General features: G+C 68.6%; 11 protein-coding genes. 6 read left to right on the top strand and 5 right to left on the bottom strand.

The window, feature by feature from the left end; all coding sequences use genetic code 11:
- The first annotated feature begins 35 nt into the window (after nt 1-35).
- Both ACF1GV_RS40280 and ACF1GV_RS40275 read left to right on the top strand, forming a co-directional pair.
- Nucleotides 36-1,181, top strand: coding sequence for a serine hydrolase domain-containing protein (locus tag ACF1GV_RS40280; RefSeq protein ID WP_391691802.1), 1,146 nt, complete (start codon nt 36-38; stop codon nt 1,179-1,181).
- A 694-nt stretch (nt 1,182-1,875) separates the two neighbouring features.
- Complete coding sequence (locus ACF1GV_RS40275; protein WP_391691799.1) at nt 1,876-2,715, top strand: alpha/beta fold hydrolase; 840 nt, start codon at nt 1,876-1,878, stop codon at nt 2,713-2,715.
- Nucleotides 2,716-2,755: 40 nt separating this feature from the next.
- On the opposite strand, the gene ACF1GV_RS40270 is transcribed toward ACF1GV_RS40275, so the two are convergent.
- From ACF1GV_RS40270 to ACF1GV_RS40260, 3 genes are all read right to left on the bottom strand, one after another.
- Nucleotides 2,756-3,643: a neutral zinc metallopeptidase gene (locus ACF1GV_RS40270; RefSeq protein ID WP_391691796.1), complete on the bottom strand. Its 888-nt coding sequence runs from the start codon at nt 3,641-3,643 to the stop codon at nt 2,756-2,758.
- A gap of 736 nt (nt 3,644-4,379) precedes the next feature.
- A complete protein-coding gene (gene mscL / locus ACF1GV_RS40265; protein ID WP_391691793.1) occupies nt 4,380-4,823 on the bottom strand; it encodes a large conductance mechanosensitive channel protein MscL in 444 nt (147 codons plus the stop codon).
- Nucleotides 4,824-5,889: 1,066 nt separating this feature from the next.
- A complete protein-coding gene (locus tag ACF1GV_RS40260; protein ID WP_391691790.1) occupies nt 5,890-6,012 on the bottom strand; it encodes a hypothetical protein in 123 nt (40 codons plus the stop codon).
- Between the two features lie 402 nt (nt 6,013-6,414).
- On the opposite strand from ACF1GV_RS40260, the gene ACF1GV_RS40255 reads away from it, so the two are divergent.
- The 3 genes from ACF1GV_RS40255 (at nt 6,415) to ACF1GV_RS40245 (ending at nt 13,041) form a co-directional block, all read left to right on the top strand.
- Nucleotides 6,415-6,699, top strand: coding sequence for a DEAD/DEAH box helicase family protein (locus ACF1GV_RS40255; protein ID WP_391691787.1), 285 nt, complete (start codon nt 6,415-6,417; stop codon nt 6,697-6,699).
- A 449-nt stretch (nt 6,700-7,148) separates the two neighbouring features.
- Nucleotides 7,149-12,035: a LamG-like jellyroll fold domain-containing protein gene (locus ACF1GV_RS40250; RefSeq protein ID WP_391691784.1), complete on the top strand. Its 4,887-nt coding sequence runs from the start codon at nt 7,149-7,151 to the stop codon at nt 12,033-12,035.
- A 130-nt stretch (nt 12,036-12,165) separates the two neighbouring features.
- Nucleotides 12,166-13,041 carry a L,D-transpeptidase family protein gene (locus ACF1GV_RS40245; RefSeq protein ID WP_391691781.1) on the top strand — a complete coding sequence of 292 codons (876 nt, stop codon included), beginning with the start codon at nt 12,166-12,168 and terminating at the stop codon, nt 13,039-13,041.
- A gap of 82 nt (nt 13,042-13,123) precedes the next feature.
- Here the strand turns inward: ACF1GV_RS40245 and ACF1GV_RS40240 are convergent, their stop codons facing one another.
- Both ACF1GV_RS40240 and ACF1GV_RS40235 read right to left on the bottom strand, forming a co-directional pair.
- On the bottom strand, nt 13,124-13,723 hold the full coding sequence (locus tag ACF1GV_RS40240) for a hypothetical protein (RefSeq protein WP_391691778.1): 600 nt from the start codon (nt 13,721-13,723) through the stop codon (nt 13,124-13,126).
- A 219-nt stretch (nt 13,724-13,942) separates the two neighbouring features.
- Nucleotides 13,943-20,122: an RHS repeat-associated core domain-containing protein gene (locus tag ACF1GV_RS40235; protein ID WP_391691776.1), complete on the bottom strand. Its 6,180-nt coding sequence runs from the start codon at nt 20,120-20,122 to the stop codon at nt 13,943-13,945.
- Here ACF1GV_RS40235 and ACF1GV_RS40230 point away from each other — a divergent pair.
- The gene (locus tag ACF1GV_RS40230; RefSeq protein WP_391691773.1) at nt 20,115-20,297 is read left to right on the top strand and encodes a hypothetical protein; all 183 of its coding nucleotides are present in this window, start codon (nt 20,115-20,117) and stop codon (nt 20,295-20,297) included. The genes ACF1GV_RS40235 and ACF1GV_RS40230 overlap by 8 nt on opposite strands.
- Nucleotides 20,298-21,000: the final 703 nt, after the last annotated feature.

Raw genomic sequence — 21,000 nt, 5'->3', positions numbered from 1 at the left:
GAGCCGCACAGTTGTCGTCCGAAGTGGAGAAGAGCATGGGTGTCGAGGGAACGAGCACAGACCGATTCGAACCGGTACGAGCGGTGCTGGGGGCGCACCTCGAAGCCGGCGAGGAGTTGGGGGCGTCGATCGCCGTCGATGTGGACGGGGTCATGGAAGTCGATCTGTGGGGTGGCCACGCGGACGAAGCACGGACCGTTCCGTGGCACCGGGACACGTTGGTGAGTATGTGGTCGACCACGAAAACCCTCACCAATCTCGCGGCTCTCATCCTCGTCGACCGGGGCGCGCTGGATCTGCACCGCCCGGTCGCGCACTACTGGCCCGAGTTCGCCGCCCAGGGAAAGGAGCACATCGAGGTGCGTCACGTCCTGGCTCACACCTCGGGACTCTCCGGCTGGGAGCAGCCCTTCTCCATGGAGGATCTCTACGATCGGCCTACCGCGAGTGCCCGGCTGGCCGCGCAGGCACCCTGGTGGGAGCCGGGCTCCGCTTCGGGCTACCACGTGCAGACCCAAGGGCAACTGGTGGGAGAGCTTGTCCGGCGGGCCAGTGGTCGTACCCTGACGGAGTTCGTCGCCACCGAGATCGCCGAACCGGCGCAAGCTGATGTCCAGATCGGCGCGCGACGGGCCGACTGGCCGCGTATCGCCGATCTGGTGGCCCCCTCGCAGCTGGGCGGTATACCCACGGGTCTTGATCCCGAGGGGATCTTCACCAGGACGCTGCTCGGAAGCCCCGCACGTGACGAGCACGTCGACACCCCGCAGTGGCGCTCCGCCGAACTCGGAGCCGTCAACGGACACGGCAACGCACGTGGCCTGGCCCGAGCGCTCTCCGTCATCTCGCGCCGCGGCCAGGTCAACGGCCGCCGGCTTCTCTCCGAGGAGACGGTGGACAAGGTGTTCGACGTACAGGCCGACGGAGTCGACCTGTTCCTGGGCGTTCCCGTCCGCTGGGGCATGGGCTACGCACTCGCCGATCCGAGGACGATGCCGCACATGCCCACCGGGAGGATCTGCTTCTGGGTCGGTCGGGGCGGTTCGATCGTCATGATGGACCTCGACCGGCGCGTCACGTTCTCGTACACGATGAACCGGGTGGGCGACGGGATCCTCGGCTCGGAGCGCACGCACAGCTACCTCAGGCATGTCTACGAAGTCCTTGAGCGTACCGGCTGAGGTGTAGCCGTAGGCTCCGCGCGCGGCGCTGTGGCACACCGTCGAACGTGCCGTCAACCGTCTCAAGAACTCTCGCGCCGTCGCCACACGCTCCGGGAAGCGGCTCTATATCCACCTCGACACCGACGCACTCGCAGCACTCATGATCTGGCGCCGCACATGGACCATGTTCTGGGAAAACATTGCCCAGGAACGCGAGTGAGCGGCCGTCATCCGGCTGGAGGGGAGCTCGCTCCCTCATCCGGGTTGCAGCTTCCGCACCCCACGGTGCGACGCGGCAATCGTCACGAAGAGTGAGGGCTACGGCACCACCTCGGCCATAGGCTCGATCATGTCGGGAAGCCGCTGCCCGCGGCACGTCGCACCGCCATCCATGTCCGCGAACGAGCAGTCCGCCGGCGGATGAACCGGTCCGGTCGCCCCCTCGTAGGACAGGACGACGGCGCTCCTCGCCCGGTGGACGGGCGAGGCCGAAGCCTCAGGATCACCCTCGGGCCGCAGCCCGGCAGCCGCTCTCCGGGCCGCTGTCGGCTGCCGCCCACCAGCGCTCCGATCCGCGCTGCTCACATGACGCAGACGGACGCACGTCGACCAGGTACCGGCGAAGCGACCGGGCCCCCCGTTTCTCGACGTACCCAGCTGTATCGCCTTTCGGTCCGTCGAGCACCATCCATCGAACAAGAAGGATTCACACATGCGCAACACCCGCCTCGTCCGTCCGGGCAGCAGATCCGCGCTGCTCGGTGTCACCGCGGCCGTCGGACTGTCCGTCGCCGCCGTCACCCTGCCCGCTGCGGCCGACGCTACGCCCCACCACCCCGTACGTCCGACGATCGTGCTTGAACACGGAGCGTTCGCCGACGCCGCGAGCTGGGACGGTGTCGTCGCCCGGCTGCAGCGTGCGGGCTACCCGGTGGTGTCCGCCGCCAACCCGCTGCGTGGTCCGGCGACCGATGCCGCTTACCTGCGCAGCGTCCTCGACCACATCGACGGGCCCGTGGTCTTGGTCGGTCACTCCTACGGCGGCACCGTCATCAGCCAGGCCGCCGCGGGCCTCGAGGGCAAAGTGAAGGCACTGGTCTACATCGCGGCGTTCCTGCCGGACGTGGGCGAGAGCTCGATCGGACTGACGGACAAGTTCCCCGGCAGCACCCTCGGCCAAGCCGTCGAATCCGTCAACTACGTTCTGCCCGACGGTGATCAGGGCGCGGACGTGTACATCAAGCCGGAGAAGTTCCGTAGCCAGTTCGCCGCAGACGTGCCGAAAGACAAGGCCAGGCTCATGGCTGCAGGGCAGCGTCCGATCGCTGCCGCCGCCCTGGAGGAGAAGTCCACCAAGGCCGCCTGGAAGACGATCCCCTCCTGGTCGCTGGTGACCACGGAGGACCGCAACATCCCAGTGGCTGCCCAGCGCTTCATGTCAGCCCGCGCCCATGCCCGCACGACGACCATCGACGCGTCACACGCGGTATCCGTATCCCGCCCCGAGGCCGTCACCCGCATCGTCGAGCAGGCGGCCCGCACGGTCGGATGACCGAGGGCCCCGCCCTGTCGCTCATCGCACATCAGCGTGGTCAGCTGAACGTGTTGCAGTCGGCGACGCGGCCGGATCGGTAGCCGGTGGAGAACCATTGCTGGCGCTGGCTCGCGGAGCCGTGGGTCCAGGTGTCGGGTGTGACCTTGTCCTGGTAGCGCTGCTGGATACGGTCGTCTCCGACGGCGGCGGCCGCGTCCAGCCCGCGGTTGATGTCGTCCTTCGTCAAGTCGGTGACCAGTGGCTTACCGCTCTTGGGGTCGGGGGTGGTGGTGGCGTGATGGGCCCACACTCCGGCGTAGCAGTCCGCCTGCAACTCGAGTTTCACCGAGCCGCTGTTCTGGCCCTTTCCGCTGCCGCGGGAGATCGTACCGCTGAGGTCCTGGAAGTGGTGGCCGTATTCGTGCGCGATGACGTAGGCCTCGGCGAACGGACCGCCCTTGGCGCCGAACTTACTGCTCAGGTCGTTGAAGAAGCCGAGGTCGAGGTAGACCTTGTCATCGGCTGAGCAGTAGAAGGGGCCGACGTCGGAAGTCGCGGTCCCGCAACCGGTGTTCACACTGCCGGTGAACAGGAACGTGGGGGCCTGCTGGTAGGGCTTGCCGGCGGCTGTCTCCGTCTGCTTCCAGAATGCCTGCACGCTGTCGACCACGGCGACGATCCGGCACTCCTCCTTGCGGTTGGCGTCGGCACCGGTCCGGCAGTCCGACGCGAGGTCCGCGGCCGACTTGCCGGACGAGGACGAGTCGCTGCTGCCCGAGCCGAACATGCCGGGGTCGACACCCAAGAGCACGGACGCGACCAGCACCACGAGCCCGACCAGTCCCCCGCCGATGGTCTTGCCGCCGCCCGGGATCCCGCCCAGCGCACCTCCCCGCCCGTCCGCGACCTCGGACGTGTCCAGAGCAGCATCGTCGTCGAATTGCATACGTCGAACCTCCTACAAGCAGCGCGCCGGACCGCCCGCGTCGTCCCGCTCGCCTACCCCGTACGAGGACATCCCCATCCCGTCCTCTTCCTGCTCCGCCTCTTGGAGGAGCCGGCGGGCGACGCCGCGACGCCGCTCTGTGGGTGAACGGCGGACCGCGCGTGCGCGGTAACGCCCCCTCCATGCCGTCGACCGCGCAGCGGGGCCCCGCCTGTCGCCGGTGCCGGGACCGTGCCCGCGAGATTCAGACGGACGGCCGCCGCGGGTCGGTCGGGACGATCGCGTACTCGCCGAAGAGCCGTTCAAGGGCTTCGTGACCGCGCGTGCGGAGGTACTCCATCACGGCCGCCGTCACCGGCAACACCCAGAGAGTGCGGGCGTGTCCGTCGGCCAGCGGGCACTTCTCCAGACCGGGGCCGTGGAAGTAGAGGGCTGATCAGCAGGCGGTCGCAGTGGGACGCGGGCAGCCACAGCTCCCCGATGGACAGGCTGTGCGCGACGCCGGTGCAGGTGGTCGTCGTGTTACTCAAGCCAACCATCTACAGCGGCCGTTGGCCTTGTTCGCAGGCCCCAGGCCGATCCTGGTGATGAAGCCTCCCCGTGACCGGCCCAGGTCGTGGTCGTCGGGCTCGGTGCCGGCCGTGAAGCCAAGCAGCCGGTTCGGCATCGGATGCCGTCGGTAACTCCCGTCACCACGGACGTGCCCGGCAGCCCAGGCCGGGCCATGGAGGTCGAGTCACCCGGCGCGCTGGGTTGTCTCTCCGGCCTGAGCCGGTACGGCGGGCAGGGAGACGGTGCAGGAGGCGCAGCGTCGGGCCTGGGCGGGTACGGGGCTGAGGCATTCGGGGCAGTCCCGTTTGGGGGCCTGGACGTCTTGGTGCGGGGCGAGGCGTTCGTGGAGCTTGTTGATCGGGAGCACGACCAGGAAGTAAATGGCGCTGGCGAGGAGGAAGAAGCTGATCGCCGCGTTGACGAAGGCGCCGTAGGGGAACTTGGTGGCGCCTACGGTGAAGGTCTTGCGGCTCATGTCGCCCGTGGCGCCGGTGGCCAGCCCGACGAGTGGGGTCAGGAAGGCCCTGACGAAGCCGTTCACCACGGCGGTGAACGCCGCCCCGATGACGATGCCGACGGCCAGGTCGACCACGTTGCCGCGCAGGATGAAGCTGCGAAAGCCCTTCACCTTCTCACCCCTAAGAGGTTCTTGACGTCGACGAGCGGCACCGAAAGCGCGGTCGGCCCACCCCCTTCACCTCGGATGCCCTGCCACCCCTCACCCATGCCGGCTCCGCCGCGCGGCGCGGCGATGTACCAGTTCACCAAGTGGCGCGACGACGACAGAGCATCCATGACCTGCTGCGCCGACAGGTGCGCTGTGACCGCTGACCGTTGAGGTCAGCCGCTGGTGAGTATCGGGCCGGCCGGGGCGGAGAGTGCCTGATGAACGTGGGGGCAGGGCGTGGCAGAAGTGGTTGTGAGAATGCGCATCCGGCGCAGGAGATCACGGGTGGTGCGCTTGCTCAGCGTGCTGCGCCAGGTCAGCCCCGGGTGGCGGGACCGTAGGTGTGACAGCGCACGCCCAGGCCGGTGCTGTGGAAGCGCTCGTCGATGACAACGGCGGTGATGACACCCTGGGCGCAGTCAGTGCAGATGTGTTCCCACGACGCATCTCCTGGTGCGCGCGTGCCGTCGTAACTGCGTCCTGCGACAACACAGCGGGCATGACCTTTGCCAGCCGTGGCCGGGCGTCTCAGTTAGCCACGGTGGCCGGCTGAGACGCTCGTGAACCGCCGGTCGGAGCCCCAGCGGAGGCTCCGCACGGCGCTGACACAGCAGGCATGTCCGGCGTACTGCCGCCCCGCATCACCTCCCCCGGTGCCCGAATGCGCTTCCTTGGCGTCCGCAGGGCACGCCCGCTCCGGGATGCTCCAAGATGGGGCTTCGGAATCGCCGCGGAGGGGGATCAGTGCCTGGCCTTGGATGGGAAGACTGGACAGTCACGAGAGTGGACCCGAACCGTCTGCCGGCCGACTGGGGCTGGAAGATCACACGCCCTTCAGGCCGCGGCTTCCAAGACGACCCGGTCGATTACGCCGCCTCCCTGCGCGACCGCCGCAGCATCCTCATCGAGGAAACACCCGGTGTACCGCTGCGGCGCCGCAAGCAGCCGTGGCACCGCGCAGCACCACATGCATCAGGCGCCGACTACTTGCCGCTCATCACCGAGATCCCCTACGGGCTATGGATCGTCAGACGAACAGAAAACCGTGTGCTTCGCCGCCGCGGCCCTCGCAATCGAAGACCTCTCCCCCAGCCTCGCCCACCGCCTCCTCGGCCCCCTCCACCTCGCACTCGGCGACGTCCACACCCACCCGATCCCCTCCTGGGCCGACAGCCTGTGACCCAAGACGACCTCACAGACAGGTACCCGAAGCCCTGGAATCGCCTGATCGTCAACAGGACGAGAGGAGTGAGTCAACGTCCAGGCACTGCAGCCCAGTTCAAGCAGGCACCTCGCCAAGCACCACGCCATACCAACCACCACCAGAAGTGCACAACACGCAATGCAGATGACACGACCTGATCACCACGCCCGCCACCTGAACAAACCTGCAGATCAGACCCCCAGCCCAGGACGACCGCCCACGCTCGCCACGGCTACTGGAACACCAGCACCGTCTGACCACAGCCACACACCAAACTGATCAACCCAGGCCAGAACACCCGCTACTGATCACAAACACTGCTCCTGGACAAGAAAGTGAGTAGTGGGAATGAGTGTCATGGAGTTGCGTCCGCATCAGGTTGAGGCAGTGGATGGGGTGTTGAGGATTCGCGGCACGCCGTCCGGTGGCCGTATGCCGCTCGAGGGGCTGCGAACGCAGGTCATCGCCGCCACGGGTTCGGGGAAGACTCTGATCGGTGCGGAGTCGGCGCATCGGCTCTCGGCGCACCGGGTGCCGTCCAGCAGGAGTGCGCACGCGACGCGCGTGGCCGCGCCGCCGATGTTCGCCCGCACCAGGGCGGTGAGAGGGAGGGCGTACAACTCGGAGGAGTGAATCGTCGTTCGGGGCCCGGCGCCAACGGGGTGAGAGCCAACGTCCATCGTGGGCATGGTCAGCCGAGTCGTCGTGATGGCGTCCTGGATCCCTCCTAATCGCCCGTGGTCCGCTGCATGGATTCGGCCGCCGTGCTTGGAGAGGACTCCCTCTGATCGTTTTGCGAGCTCTTAGCCATTCGATTATCCGGTCATCAGATCGCCTGATCGAATCTTTACTTCTTTGATCAAGGAATTGACATGGACATTGCTGACTAAGTGGTGGCGTGACGTCACAAATGCCCCGTCACAGGAAAGTTTCCGCGCGCGTCGGCCACTTACTGTGTCCCTGCTTCCCTGAGGCCGCCTTTCCGGCCGATGACGACTGACAGGAATCCGATGCACATATTTCGCGCGAGAATGCGCCGCAGAAGACAGCGCGCGGCGCTGGCGGCCCTTGCGGTGCTGGCGGTGAGCACAGTGGGTGCGGAGCCTGCTCTCGCCGCCGAGAGCGCCCCACCCAGCGGTCACGGGCTCGTGATGTCCGGCACCAGTGCTCCGACGGGCCGCCACGAAGCCGCCCCGAAGGATCTGACACCGCTCCCGAGCGGCTACGGCCCCACACCGGCCGACCGAGCCGCGATGCAGGCCGCCGGTGTCCGGGCCCGCGCCACTGGCAGGCCCGTCGTGGTGTCCTCGCTGACCACTCCCACCACCCAGGTCGAAGCCCTTCCGGACGGCCGCTTCGGCATGGCCGCCAATCCGCTTCCCGTGCGGACCGAGCAGGCCGGCCACTGGGTTCCGGTGAACCTGACCCTCGTTCACCACAAGGACGGCGGCTGGGGGCCGAAGGCCACCGCCTACGGCACGGTGGCGTTCTCCGGCGGTGGCACCGGCCCGCTGGCCGTCACCCGTTCCGGCAAGGTCTCGCTGTCCCTGTCCTGGCCCTCCGCCCTGCCCAGGCCGCACGTGACCGGGGCGACCGCCACCTATGCGTCCGTGCTGCCCGGTGTGGACCTGAAGGTGGCCGCCACCCCCGCCGGCGGTCTGAGTGACACCCTGGTCGTCCACTCCGCCGCCGCGGCGAAGAACCCCCGGCTGGCCGCGCTGCGCCTGGCCGCGACCGTCCGGGGCGGCCACCTGCAGCGGAAGGCAGACGGCGGCCTGACGGTCAGCGACAGCCACGGGAAGCAGGTGGCCGACGCCCCCACGGCCATGCAGTGGGACTCCAACCGGGCTCTGCCCGCCAGTCCCCACCGGTCGGCCGACGCGAAGGTAGCCTCGGACGCCTCGGACGCCGCGCACCCGGGGCTGGCCGCCCGCATCGCGCCCGTCCGCGCGACGGTGGCCGCCGGATCACTGACGCTGGTTCCCGACCGCGCCATGCTCACGGCCAAGGACACGGTGTGGCCGGTGTACGTCGACCCGTCGGTCAACTGGCACCCCACGGACTATCAGAAGCCCGCCTTCGACGAGGTCAAGCAGGGCTGCCCGGGGAACTCGTTCTACAACCAGACCGGATCGCTCGCCGACAACGGCTACCTGGGCGTGGGCTACAACGGCTGGCCCGAGGGCTCGTGCAACACCGGTGACGAGCACGCCATCTACCAGTGGAGCCTGTCGAAGACCATCTGGGGCGCGGACATCCACAGCGCCCAGGTGGACGCCACCAGCGTCTACTCCGCGTCCTGCTCGACGACCGCGACGGTGAACCTGCACTGGTCCAAGGGCATCGGCTCCGGCACCGACTGGAGCAACCGCCCGGGTTACAACAGCTACTCGACCTCGGCATCCTTCGGCCCGGCCTACAACCCGACCTACTGCTCCGGCAATGGCAGCGTCACAAACGGGTTCAATGTGCTGACCCCGATCAAGAGCGCGGCCAGTGGGCACTCCAGCACCTTCACCGCCACCCTGAGCGAGGACTCGATGGAGTCCTCCCGCAACGACCTCGGGTTCAAGCGCTTCGATCACAACCCGACGCTGCAGATCTTCTACAACAACGCGCCGAGCAACCCGAGCGCGTCCACCATGTCCGCCGTCTCCGGCGCCGACCGCGCGGGCTGCGACACCACCTCGCCCTACCCGTACATGGGCAAGACCATCGCCTCCACGCCGCCGGTGCTCAAGGCCAAGGTTTCCGACCCCAACGGCGACAAGCTCCAGGCCACCTTCCAGTACTGGGTCGACGGCTCGACCACGAAGTACACGCTCACCAGCGGCGACAACCTGGCATCTGGCACCTACGCCACCGTTTCCCTGCCAGCGTCCTTCATCTCCTCGCTGACCAACGGCAAGACGGTGGACTGGGACGTCAAGGTCACCGACGGCATGGACACCACGTCCTACAGCAAGTCGCCGACCTGTCACTTCACCGCCGAGCCCACCGCCCCGGACACCCCGTCGGTGACGTCGGAGAACAGCCTCTACCCGAACACCGACGACATCGACTCCGCCGTCGGCGCGGCGGCGGGAACCACAGGCACGTTCGACATCGACGGCTCCGGCACCACGGCCGTGAAGTTCGTCTACAACCTGGACGTCCCGCCTCCCACCAGCGCGCCCCCGGCCTCCGAGACCGTCACCGCCAGCAGCAACAAGGCCACCGTCAAGGTCACCCCGCCGTCCCCCGGCCCGCACACCCTCTACGTGTACGCGGTCGACGGCGCCGGTGACGACTCCGGCGACTTCGCCTACCCCTTCATCGCGGCGGGCCATGCCCGGACCACCTGCACCAGCCTCGCGGCCTGCTACAACAACGTGGGCGTCAGCTCCGACAGCAACATGAGCCAGGCCGACCTGGACGGCGGCGGGCACAGCCTCTCCGCCACCGACCTGGCGGGCGCCGGCTGGAGCAGCGGCGGTCGGGTCACCGTCGACGGCGCCACCCTGACCCTGCCCAGCTTCGGATCCGGTCAGAAGGACAACGTCCTGGCCGCGAACCAGACCGTCACCTACTCCGGTTCGGGCAACGCCCTGGTGTTCCTGGCCACCTCGACCTGGGCTGGGATGAGCAGTCCAGGAGCGATCGACGGTGACGACACCGCCCCGTACGTGCCGAGTGGCACGGCGGTGAGCGGGTCGTACTGCTTCAACGGCACCGATCCGGCCGACTCCTGCGCGGCAAGCGGCACGATCACCTACTCGGACGGCACCAGCACCAGCTATGACCTGACCGTCCCGGACTGGTCGAGCGCCGCGGGCCCGATCTCCGCGGTCTCGCTCCCGCACGTCAACGGCAGCTCCCAGACCACGGCCACCCGAAGCCTGTACGCCTTCTCGGTGCCGGTCGACGCGTCGAAGACGATCACGTCGGTCACGCTCCCCGACGTCAGCGCCGCCGTCCGGACACACCAGCAGGGGCTGCACATCTTCTCCCTGGGAACCCGCAACACCACCGCAGGCACCTCCGAGGCGAACGGCACCTACGCCGCCGCGCCGACGGGCACAGCCTGGACCGGCGCCTGGGCCAACGCCACCGAGGGCAACTACAACCTGCTGAACAGCGGCAACTTCTCCAACCAGACCTTCCGTATCGCGTTGAAGCCGTCGGTCTCCGGCTCCACCGTCCGCGTCAAGCTCGACAACGCGCTCGGCACCAGCAAACTCTCCATCGGCCACGCCACCATCGCGCTGAGTTCCACGCCGGCCGCGATCGGTTCCGTACCGTCCGGGACACCGACCACGCTGAAGTTCGGCGGCAGCCAGTCGCTCACCATCCCCGAGGGCGGCATGGCGTACAGCGACCCGCTGCCCTTCACCGTGACCGCGGGCCAGTACCTGCTGGTCTCCTACCAGCTCACCAACTCCGTGCCGTACCTGGTGCAGCACTCCTACGCCAACGGCTCCTACGAATACGTCACCTCCGTCGGTTCCGGAGACCTGACCACCAGCACCAGCGCCACCCCGTTCACCACGAACGCCGCCGCCTACGGCAACTTCACGGACCTGGTCACCGGTCTGGACGTGCAGTCCGCGAACGTACCGACCGAGGCGGTGCTCGGCGACAACCTCGTCGACCCCTTCCAGCCGAACACGACCCTGCCCAACTCCAACGGCTCCCGCGTCTCCGACGCGCTGACCGCCGCCGAGCCCTCCACACCCAGCCCGTACGGGGTCCTGGCCGAGGGCATCGAGTCCAACCAGCTCATGGCCGACAACCCCGAGACGTACAACGGCACCACCGTCGGCGGGCCCGCGGCCCTGTCCCGTCTCGACCGGGACATCCTGGACCAGCCGGGGGTCACCACCGTGATCGTCGACGAGGGTCTGGAGGACCTGCTCGCCGGCGCCACCAGTGACAGCCTGGACGCCGACGGCTACACCGCCCTGGTCCAGCAGCTCCAGGGCTGGGGCATCAATGTCGTCCTGACCTCACAGACCCCGTGCGAGGGCTTCGCCGGGGACGGCGCCACGCCCAACGACCCGTGCACCAGCACCGTCGACGCCAGCCGAACCGACGTCAACGCCTTCCTCGGTGGCATGAACCTGGGCAATCCCTGGGCCACACCCGCCGTGTACTTCGCCGACTTCGACGCCGCGGTGGCCGTCACCGACACCACCACCGGGGAGGAGAAACTGTCCGCCGCCGCCGACAGCGGAGACCACGTCAACCTCTCGCTGCCCGGTTTCGGCGCCCTGAGCACCGCACTGCTGTCACCCGAGGACGTCTGGAACTTCGACGACGGCAACGGCATGCCCGTCGCCACGGACACCGCGGCCACCGACACGCTCAACACTCTGAACGCCGCGGGAGCCGACCCCAATCTCGGCAACAACCCGCTCACCCTCACCAACTCGGCCGCCTGGGCCACGGACGCCACCCGCGGCACCGTGCTCTCCCTGAACGGGACCACCGACTACGCGGCCAGCGCCAACACCCAGGTCTTCGACACCTCGGCCAGCTTCACCCTCTCCACCTGGGTCAAGCTCTCCACCACGTCGAGCAGGAACGCCACCGCGTTCTCCGTGAACGGCACGACCGACAGCCCGTTCTATCTCAAGTACGACCCCAACTCCGGGTCGCCCAAGTGGGCATTCGTCTTCACCTCGGCAGACACCACCGCGCCGGCCTTCAAGGGGGCCAGCGGTGGAACGCCTTCCGCCGGAAACTGGACCCACCTCGTCGGTGTGTACAACGCCGCCGCCAAGACGGCACAGCTCTTCGTCAACGGCAGTCTGGTGAGCACCGCGACCGGCATGTCGTCGTGGAAGACCGCCGGGGCCCTGAACGCCGGCGCCGCCCAGTACAACGGCTCGATGGGCGACTACTTCCCAGGCGAGATCAGTGGTGCACGGCTGTACGACTACGCGCTCACCGCCAACCAGGTGACCGCGCTGTACGACCAGATCCCGTAGCCGACGCCGGACGGGGGTGCGGGGGCAAGCCGTCCTCGCACCCCATGCCCCCGGACCCCATAGCCCAGACTGGAGTTCGCCCGACATGTTTGCCAACCCGCGTGGCCGCCACGCCAGACCCCGCACACCCGTGATACGCCGAGCGGCGACGGGCGGTGCCATCGGCACCGCGGCCGCCGCAGCCGGCCTGATCGGCGCCGTCAGCGCGCACGCCGCCACGCAGACCCCGCACAGCAGCTACACCGTCGAAAGCGGCGACACCCTCTCCGGTATCGCCTCCCACGAGCACGTTCCCGGTGGCTGGCAGGCACTGGCGAAGGGCAACGACATCGCCTCGCCCTACGTCATCCACCCCGGCGAGAGACTCACGCTCCCCGCAGGCTCCTACAGCGTCAGCGGCAGCACCCCCTTCCCGGTACCCGTCACCGTCGGCAAGGCCACCCAGGTCATCACCGTCAAAGCGAACGGCACCCATGCCACCGTCACGCTCTGGCAGAAGTCCCGGAGCGGCTGGTCGCAGGTCGTCAGCACCACCGGCGCCCGCGTCGGTGCCCACGGCATCACGGACGGCGCCACCCGCAAGCAGGGCACCGGCACCACCCCGACCGGCACCTACACCATCACGCAGGGCTTCGGCGTAGGGGCGAACCCGGGCACGAAGATGCCGTACCACCAGGTCACCAGCCATGACTGGTGGGTCGAGGACCCCACCTCGGCCTACTACAACCAGATGCGCACCGACACCCAGGGCGGCTTCCACCTCACCGAGTCCGGGGACGACGGCAGCGAACATCTCATCGACTACCCCACCCAGTACCACAACGCGCTGGTCATCGACTTCAACACGAGCCCCGCCGTGAAGGGCCGCGGCGCCGGAATCTTCCTGCACGACCTCGGCCCCCAGGCCGGACCCACGGGCGGCTGCGTCGCGGTCCCCTCCTCCTTCATGACCGGCGTCTTGAAGTGGATCGACCCCGGCGACCATCCGGTGATCGCCATCGGCTGACCGGCAGCGAGGACGTTTCGACGCCGACGCCCGCCGCCCCGACAACGGGTGCGGCGGGCGTCGGCGTCATGACCGCGATGTCTTACCAGCCCGTCTGGGCTTCGCCCAGTGGCAAGCCCGAGTCACGCAGCCATGCCTCGCCGGCCGGAGTCCAGGCGACACGGGAACCGAGGGAGACATAGACCCCGAACTCACCGGATGCCGGCTCGGCGTGCTGTCCGGCCCAGACGCTGTTCAGGCAGAGCTGGACGCCGCAGTCCTTGGATTCGGGCAGCCCGCGCCAGCCACAGTCCCAGCTGACGTTCAGTGTCAGTGGCCCGAGAGCGGCGACCATTCGGTCCAGTTCCTCTTCGGTGCAGTCGTCCTCCAGCTCCCTGTCAGGATCGCCGAAGGGCGGAAGCAGGCTCAAACTGAAGGTCACGCCTTCGGGCAACGGCCACAGATCAGCGAGGTCCGGCCGCAGCTGGATCTCCGCCACGAAGAAGGAGCCCGGCTCCTTGCGGTCGAACGAAACGTTGCGCCTTGACAGTTCGGCCAGCAACGAGTCGAGGTCGGGAAGGTCGCGCGCCCCGGCGATCCGTCCGGTGCCGAAGGTGCGCAGTGCGTGCAGGAACTGTTCACGTGTGGTGACGGCCTCCAACTGCGGCCAGGGGAGGCCGTTCCAGTCGGCCAGGTCGCGCATGACCGAGCGCGCTCGTGACAGCGCGCTCGGCGCCTCGGAAAAGGACTCGCGTACTCGATAGAGAGCGGAAGACAAGAGAGGAGCCTTTCGGAGAGAGCAGGGGCGGAAGCGCCTGACAGCACGCGTCCGCCCCTGTCCCAATCTACAGGTATGGGGTTCTAAAGTTGCGCGGGGCCGGCCATGAAAGGCTCAGCCTCTTTCAGAGGGGCGGCCCGGGGATCAGGCCCCGCCGATCCCCAACCCCCCGTTCTCAGGCATTCCCCCATTGTCCGTGCCGAGATCGTAACTGCCGAGGTTCCTGCCGCTTTCGCTGTAGACCCGCAGCCTGTACCCCCGGTACTTACCGAGGCTCCTTCCCTGCGCCTGGCGGGAATTCTTCCAGTTGCGGACCCATGTCCTGACCGCCGGGGGATCGGCCAGGTCGGGCACCTGGATGAAGATCTCGTTCACGTCGTCCGTACCGAAGTTGTCCTGGCGCCAGCGCAGTTGCTTGACGGCCTTGCTGAGCTGGCCGTTGAAGTCGTCCTGGTCGGCCTTCGAAATGGTTTTGATTTCGCCGTAGCCGACGATGTTGCCCTGTTGGTCGAGGTATTCCAGGTCAGGGTTCTGGGCACCCTTGACGTTTCGGATTTCGTTCTCCTTGGGCATCATCCGAGCCCGGGTTCCCTCTGGAGCGCCGTCCAGCGAGCGGTAGGCGTTGTCCAGGGTGAGTTGCTGCTCGCGTCCCCTGGCCTTGTGCTCATCGGCCAGCTTCTGTGCCTGCTCGTCCCGGCTAGGCTCATCCTCGGACGAACTGCCGGAGTCGCCCCCATCGTCGTCTCCTCCGCCGCCGTCGCCGTTCTGTACGGCGTACGCGACGTTCGGGGCCGCGACCGCGGTGGCCACCGTGGCCGAGCCGGTCACCGCGAGAGCGGAGCCCGCGAGGATGAGGGCCTCGCCCGGGCCGAGCGCGCCGATGCCCGTGGCGCACAGGGCGCCGCCCAGGGCGTCCATGCCCGCACCAAGGAGCAACTGTCCGAACCCGAGCGCCGCCATCGGCGCGTTGGTCCGGTCGATGACCTGCGAGGCGGTGTCCGCCAGGCTGGAGACCGCGTTGGACAGGGAGCTGAACCAGCTCTGCCCGGTCGGGTCGCTGCCGGTCACCGGGTCGTTGGCGGCGTAGTCGTAGCCGGTCAGCTGCGAGGGGTCGGAGGCTTCGAGCTGCGGGTCACGGCTGACGAACCGGCCCGTCTGCGCGTCGTACTCACGCAAGCCCAGACTGACCAGGCCGGTGGCGGTGTCGGTGGAGCCGCCGACGTAGCCCTTGTCGCCCAGCCAGGTGGCCGGAGCCGCACCTCGGGTGCCGCCGAAGGGCAGGTACTGGCGCCGGGTCACCGCCTGGGTCTGGTAGTCGATGGACAGGTAGTCGGTGCCCTGCCGGTTCGGGATCAGGTACTGGATGTCACCGCTGCTGGACCGGGAGGCGACGACGGTGCCGTTCACGCGGTAGTAGCGGGTGGCGCTCAGCGCCTGGGTGGTGGTGTTCTCCACCAGTTCCTCGTCGCCCAGGTAGAGCGTGGCCTGCGTCGGGTCGGTGCGCAGCACCAGGCTGCCGTCGAGGCCGTAGAGGTAGCCGGTGGTGCCGGACGCCGTGGTGTCGGTGTCCAGCCGGTTCTGGTGGTTCCAGGTCAGGGTCTGGTCGCCCAGCGCTCCACCCTGGATCGTGGTGGTGTTGCCGGAGGCGTCGTACTGGTAGGACGCCGTGTTGGCGGTGGCGGCGGGGCCGGTGGAGGTGGTGCTGCCCAGCGTGTGGGGCTGGTCGGTCTTCGAGCCCGCGGTCGGGTAGTGGTAGGTGGTGGTGGTGTCGTCGGCGCTGTTGCCGCCCGTGTCGTGGTCGGTCTGCGTCAGGCGCTGGCCGTCGGCGGTGTACGTCCACGTCTGCCAGTAGGGGTTGGGGCCGCCCACGGTGGCGCTGCTGCCCGTGGCGGGCGTGGCGGCGCACTTGTCGGTGGCGGTCCATGCCGCGGTGAGGCGGGCTGCCCAGTCGTACCCGAAGCACTGGGTGTCGACGGTGGAGCCGCCGCTCTGGCTGTCGGTGGTGGCGGTGAGCAGTCCGGCGCCCTTGGAGACGGCCGAGTTCCCCCAGGTGTAGCTGGTGTCGTCGACGACCGTGCTGCTGCTGGAGTCCGTCGTCTTGGCGTCCGTGGGCTGACCGGTCTGCGGGTCGTACTGCAGGGTGAGGTCGACCCAGCTGGTGGACGGGCCCATGGAGTACTGCAGCGGGTCGCCGTACTCGTCGTATCCCACGGCGGAGACGTAGGTCCAGGCGTTGGTGCCGGAACCGGCCACGCTGGTGGGCTGACCGTACTGGTCGTAGCCGTAGTTGACGGTCTCGGCAGACAGTCCGCCGCCCGCCGGCTCCTGCTGGGTGGCCAGCGTGCCGGTGGTCTTGTAGGTGTACGACTCCGTGTAGCCGGCGGACGGTGCCAGCGCCGCCAGGTTGCTCGGCAGGTTGGCCAGCGTGGTTTTGGACGCCGCGACCTTGCCCATGCTGGTGTAGGCGAGCACCGCGTTGGTGACCGAGGCGCTGCCGGTGCCCATGGCGTACGACGTCGAGGAGGTCAGGAACCCCTTCTTGAGCGTGTCGTACGTCCAGGAGGCGACCTGGTTGGCGGTGGACGGGGTGGCGTTGCCGGTGGTGTCGTAGACCGCCGTTCTGCGGCCGTCCTTGTCGTAGCTGTAGCTGGCCTGGTCGCCGCGGGCGTCCGTCGTGGTCAGCAGCTGGCCGGCGTTGTCGTAGGTCGCCGAGGAACCGCCCGAGTCGGGGTCGGTTGCCGCGACCTGGTCGCCGAGCAGGTTGTAGGTCCAGGTCCAGGTGTTGCCTGCCGGGTCGGTCTGGCTGGCCTGGTGACCGTCCGGGTAGTAGGTGTAGTGCGTGTCGGAGTAGTCCGACGGGGAGTCGTGGACCGGGTCGGCCGCGGCGCCCGCGTGGTACTGGTACAGATCCGTGCGGTGTCCGCGCGCGTCGGTGATCGAGGTCTCGGCCACGCCGCCCTTCGGCGGGACGGTGGTGGTGAAGTTGCCGCCGAAGACGGTGGTGGTGTTCCAGGTGGCCGTCCCCAGCGCGTACGCCGTGGCCACGGTCTTGCGGCCGGCGCCGTCGTAGGTGAAGCCGCTCTCGGAGGGGATGTCACCGTCCTGCGCCTGCACCAGCGTGGAGCTGGGGGCGCCGGTGGTGTAGTAGGGAGAGGTGGTCTTGACCACCCACCCGTTGGTGTCGTAGACGGTGTCGGTGATGTCCCGGCCACCGTCGGCGGTGGAGACCTGCGTCTCGCGGGCCCGCAGCAGCGCGTCCAGCAGCAGTTCACTGCTGCGGTAAGTGCCGTCGTCGTTCAGGGTCTGGGTGACGACGGAGCTCGGCTTGTCGGCGGCGAGCGTGTAGCTGTACTTGGTGGCGGCGGCGGTGACGCCCGGCCGGAACACGGCAGTGATGCGCCCCAGTGCGTCGTACTGCGCCTTGGTGACGTAGCCGGCCGCGGTCGTCTGGGTCAGCATCACCCCGCGCAGCGCGTCGTAGGTCTGGCTGAGTGTCTGACCCATCGGGTCGGTGGAGACGATGGAGGTGGGCGCGGCGCCGGTGGTCGGGGTGTAACTGGTCGTGGTGCTCCGCTGGTCGGCGTCCGTGCTGGTGAGCGGCCGTCCGTACACGTCCGGGTGGATCGACGACATCGTCGAGTAGACCGGGGTGGAGCCGTTGTACGAGGTGGCCTGCTCGGTCGAGGTGGGGTCACCGATGGTGGGTGCGGCGCCGAGTGCGGCGGAGCCGTCGTAGTAGACGCGCTTGTCGCTGATGGCGTCCGCCGGAAGCGCCGGTGTGGCCGAGCAGTCGACGGACACCGTCCTGGTCTCGTCCACCAGGTCGAGGATCCAGGACGACGTGTTGTCCGCGTAGGTCGTCGTGGTGCACAGGTCGTCGCCCGTGGTGGAGACGTCGCCCTGGTCGTCGACCTTGGTGACCCGGCCGCGGGAGTCGTGGGTGTAGGCGGTCTCGGTCTCCCGGGTGCTCCCGGACGCCAGCGGCGTGAAGACCTTGACGTCGCTCTGGCCCGTCAGGAACGCCTTCTGCGCCGGCAGCCCGCCGGACAGCGCGTGCGTGGCGGTGGCGCCGCTGCTCCACGGGGCGGTGACCGTGTCGTTGACGACCGCCTTGCTGTTCAGGCCGTTGTAGAGGATCGCCTCGTAGGTCAGCCCCGCGTACTGCGCCGAGTCGGTCACCGGCGGATCGCCGCGCGCGTCGGTGACGGTCGCCGAGCGGGTCTTGCCGGCCGGCAGGGTGTCCCCGTCCATGCCGCGGAAGTAGGTGTAGTCCGTCTCGGTGGCCGGGTCGGGCGCGGTGCCGGTGGTCACCTTCATCCCGCCGTAGCCGCGCCACTGGTTCCAGGTGCGCTGGGCGGTGGGGGTCAGCGGGTTGTCGTCGTAGTGCCAGGCCGGAGTGCCCACGGGGAGGTAGCGCGTGACGATGGTGTCGTTGACACCGCCGCCGGTCGGGTCCTGCTGGGTGACCGTGGTGACGACGTACTTGTTGAACCAGTCCAGCATCGGACTGGTCTGCCCGCTGGGCGTCCAGTAACCGGGGTAGCACAGCGAGGTGTTCTGGCTGGCGTCGCTGGGGGTGCCGCTGCCGCAGGCAGGAGCCGAGTAGCCGACGCTGAGGATGCCGCCGGTCTCGGTGGTGATGGTGTTGAGCCGGTAGCGGGTGATCGGCGGGTAGCCGTCGGTCAGGTTCACCCGGTTCGACAGCGGCGTGCCGGAGAAGGTCACCGGGGGCATGGGGATCGCCGCCGTGGAGCCGCCGGCGGAGGTGTCCTGGCCGGTGTGGGTCACCGAGTTCAGCCACAGCGAGGGCGTGGTCGCGTCCCCGGTAGCGGGGAAGGAGTAGGTGAACGCCCAGGAGTCGACGTTCGTCTCGGTGGTGCCGACCAGCGCCTGGGTCTGGATGCCGGTCAGCTCGTTCTCGGTCCAGAACGTCGGGGAGTTGGTCGAGCAGGAGGCGCCGCTGGCGCAGTTCAGGTCGAACGGCACGTCCGGCCACTTGGACGCCGTGGTGCTGGTCAGCGTGGAGGTGGCGCAGCCGGTGGCGGAGGTGTTGCAGCGGCCGTTGTAGGTGAAGGTGACCTGGGCGGCCGGGCTGGTGGAGTACACCGAGCCGTCGCGCTGGCCGTACTGGATCTTCTGCAGGACCGCGTCGCGCACGTAGGAGGTGTCGGCCGTCTTGCCGAGGTTGCGTGCGTAGTAGGCGGTGGTCGGCGTGTAGAAGTAGGACATCACGTCGCCGTGCGTGTCCTTCACGTAATCGAGCATCCAGCGGTAGCCCTGCCGGCACCAGGAGCTGGCCCAGGTGGTGTTGTAGCAGGGCTGGCCCGAGGCGGTGGCATAGACCGGCTCGGTCAGCACCGAGTTGGTGGTCGCGTTGCCCGACGCCCAGCCGGGCAGCTGGTTGAGGCCGAACGTGTACTGCGTGCCGTTCGGTGTGGTCACCCGGAAGTACTCGCCGCTCTGAGCGCCGTTGGTCGCGCCGGTCAGCCGCTCGACGCGCTCGTCGGAGTCGCCCTGGGCCCGGTAGGTGCCGGTGGAGTCGTCCTTGATCAGGGTGGTGGTCGTGCCGTTGAGCGAGAGGGTGAGCTGGTTGTCGGCGGACCAGCAGTTGTCCCAGGTCTTGGTGGTGCCGGCGGGGTTGTCGTGGCAGGAGGCGTAGGACCGCTCGACGAAGTTGCTCGGCATCGAGAAGCCGTCACCGACCACGGACGCCTGGTTGTTGGTGGACGACGTCAGACCGTCCACGCTCTGCGAGTCGTACCCCAGCGAGAGCTTCGGGGCCAGCCCGCCGGGGACGCTGGGTCCGGTGATCGGGTAGGACCAGGTGAACGCGTCGGTGCTGCCGCCCGCCTGCCACGATCCCGAGGGCTTGAGCGAGGTGGCGGTGAAGTCGCCGCCACCACCGCTGCCGGAGGAGACGGCAGCGAGCACGAACGGTGTCATCGCCGAGGTCGTGGACGTCTTCGAGGACGGGCGCTTGTCGGCTGTGGGAGCAGGCGCGGGACTGGTGATGCCGGCCGTCAGGCGGCCGGCACGGGTGTCGTTGGCCGAGGAAACCGCGGTCTCGGTACGGCAGGCCGGCCGCTGCGGGCTGGTCAGAGCACAGGGGGGAAGTTCGACGAAGTGCAGGCGGGAGGCCCAGTCACCGCCGAAAGCCTGCGTGAATCCACGGTAGTCGAGGGCGACGTGCAGGCGGCCGCTGGTCGCCTGAGCCGGAGTCAGGGTGAGCAGCAGGCCGTTCACACCGGTGGCGCGTGCGGTCTGCTGCGGAACGACGCGCACGGCGACCTTCGTCCCACCGGCCTTCTGGGAGTCCGTGCTCAACCAGACGGGCAGGGTTCCGGCCTGTGCCGCCTTCCGCGATGCCGTCGCCGCACCGCCGGCGGCCTTCGTCTTCGCGTTCGGCTTCGACTTCGCCTGGCTCGCGGGGTCCGGGACCGCTGCGGGCACCGCGACCTCGGCCGTGCCCACCGGCCAGTCGGGCGCCGGGGTGCGGTAGGTGGGCAGAGACGTGGGGCGGTGGTAGTGCGAGGTGACCGGATGGACCGGGACGGGCTGGGTGTGCGGGACCGTCGGGGCGTGCCGGTGGGCGGCGGGTGCAGCTCCGAGGGCCCCAGCAGCTATCGCGGCCGTGACTGCGGAGGAAATGACGCCGCGCAGCATCCTCCCGCCGGTCGCTCTGCGGCGCATTCTCGCGCGAAATATGTGCATCGGATTCCTGTCAGTCGTCATCGGCCGAAAAGGCGGCCTCAGGGAAGCAGGGACACAGTAAGTGGCCGACGCACGCGTCAACTTTTCTGCGCGGGGGCCTTTGTGACGTCACGCCACCACTTGGTCGGCAATGTCCATGTCAATCCCTTGATCAAAGAAGTAAAGACTCGATCAGGAGGTTTGGGTATTGGATAGCTTCTGGTTAAGAATTCCTAAAAGAATCACGGCGGGGCTCTTCTTTCGCACCACCGGTTATCGCATGCGCTGAGCCGCACGGCTGAGGGCCAGGCGTTCGTCTGGGCCTCGTCGGCGAGGAGGGACTGAGGCGCCACAGGGACGGAGTCGGGGGTCCGTGCCGGCAGAGCCGGATTTCACCGGCGGTGGGGGGGCGGGGGACCCCGCGGGCCGCCACCCCGCGGGGGGCGCGGGGCCCCCCGCATTGGGTTTTGGACACGCAAGAGGGGGTGTTAGTGGCCCCGGGTGGTTTTGCA

Source organism: Streptomyces sp. NPDC014006, assembly GCF_043088925.1.
In the GTDB taxonomy this organism is placed as follows: domain Bacteria; phylum Actinomycetota; class Actinomycetes; order Streptomycetales; family Streptomycetaceae; genus Streptomyces.
Note: the sequence above shows the minus strand (reverse complement) of the source record. Positions and strands in the feature narration are given on the sequence as shown.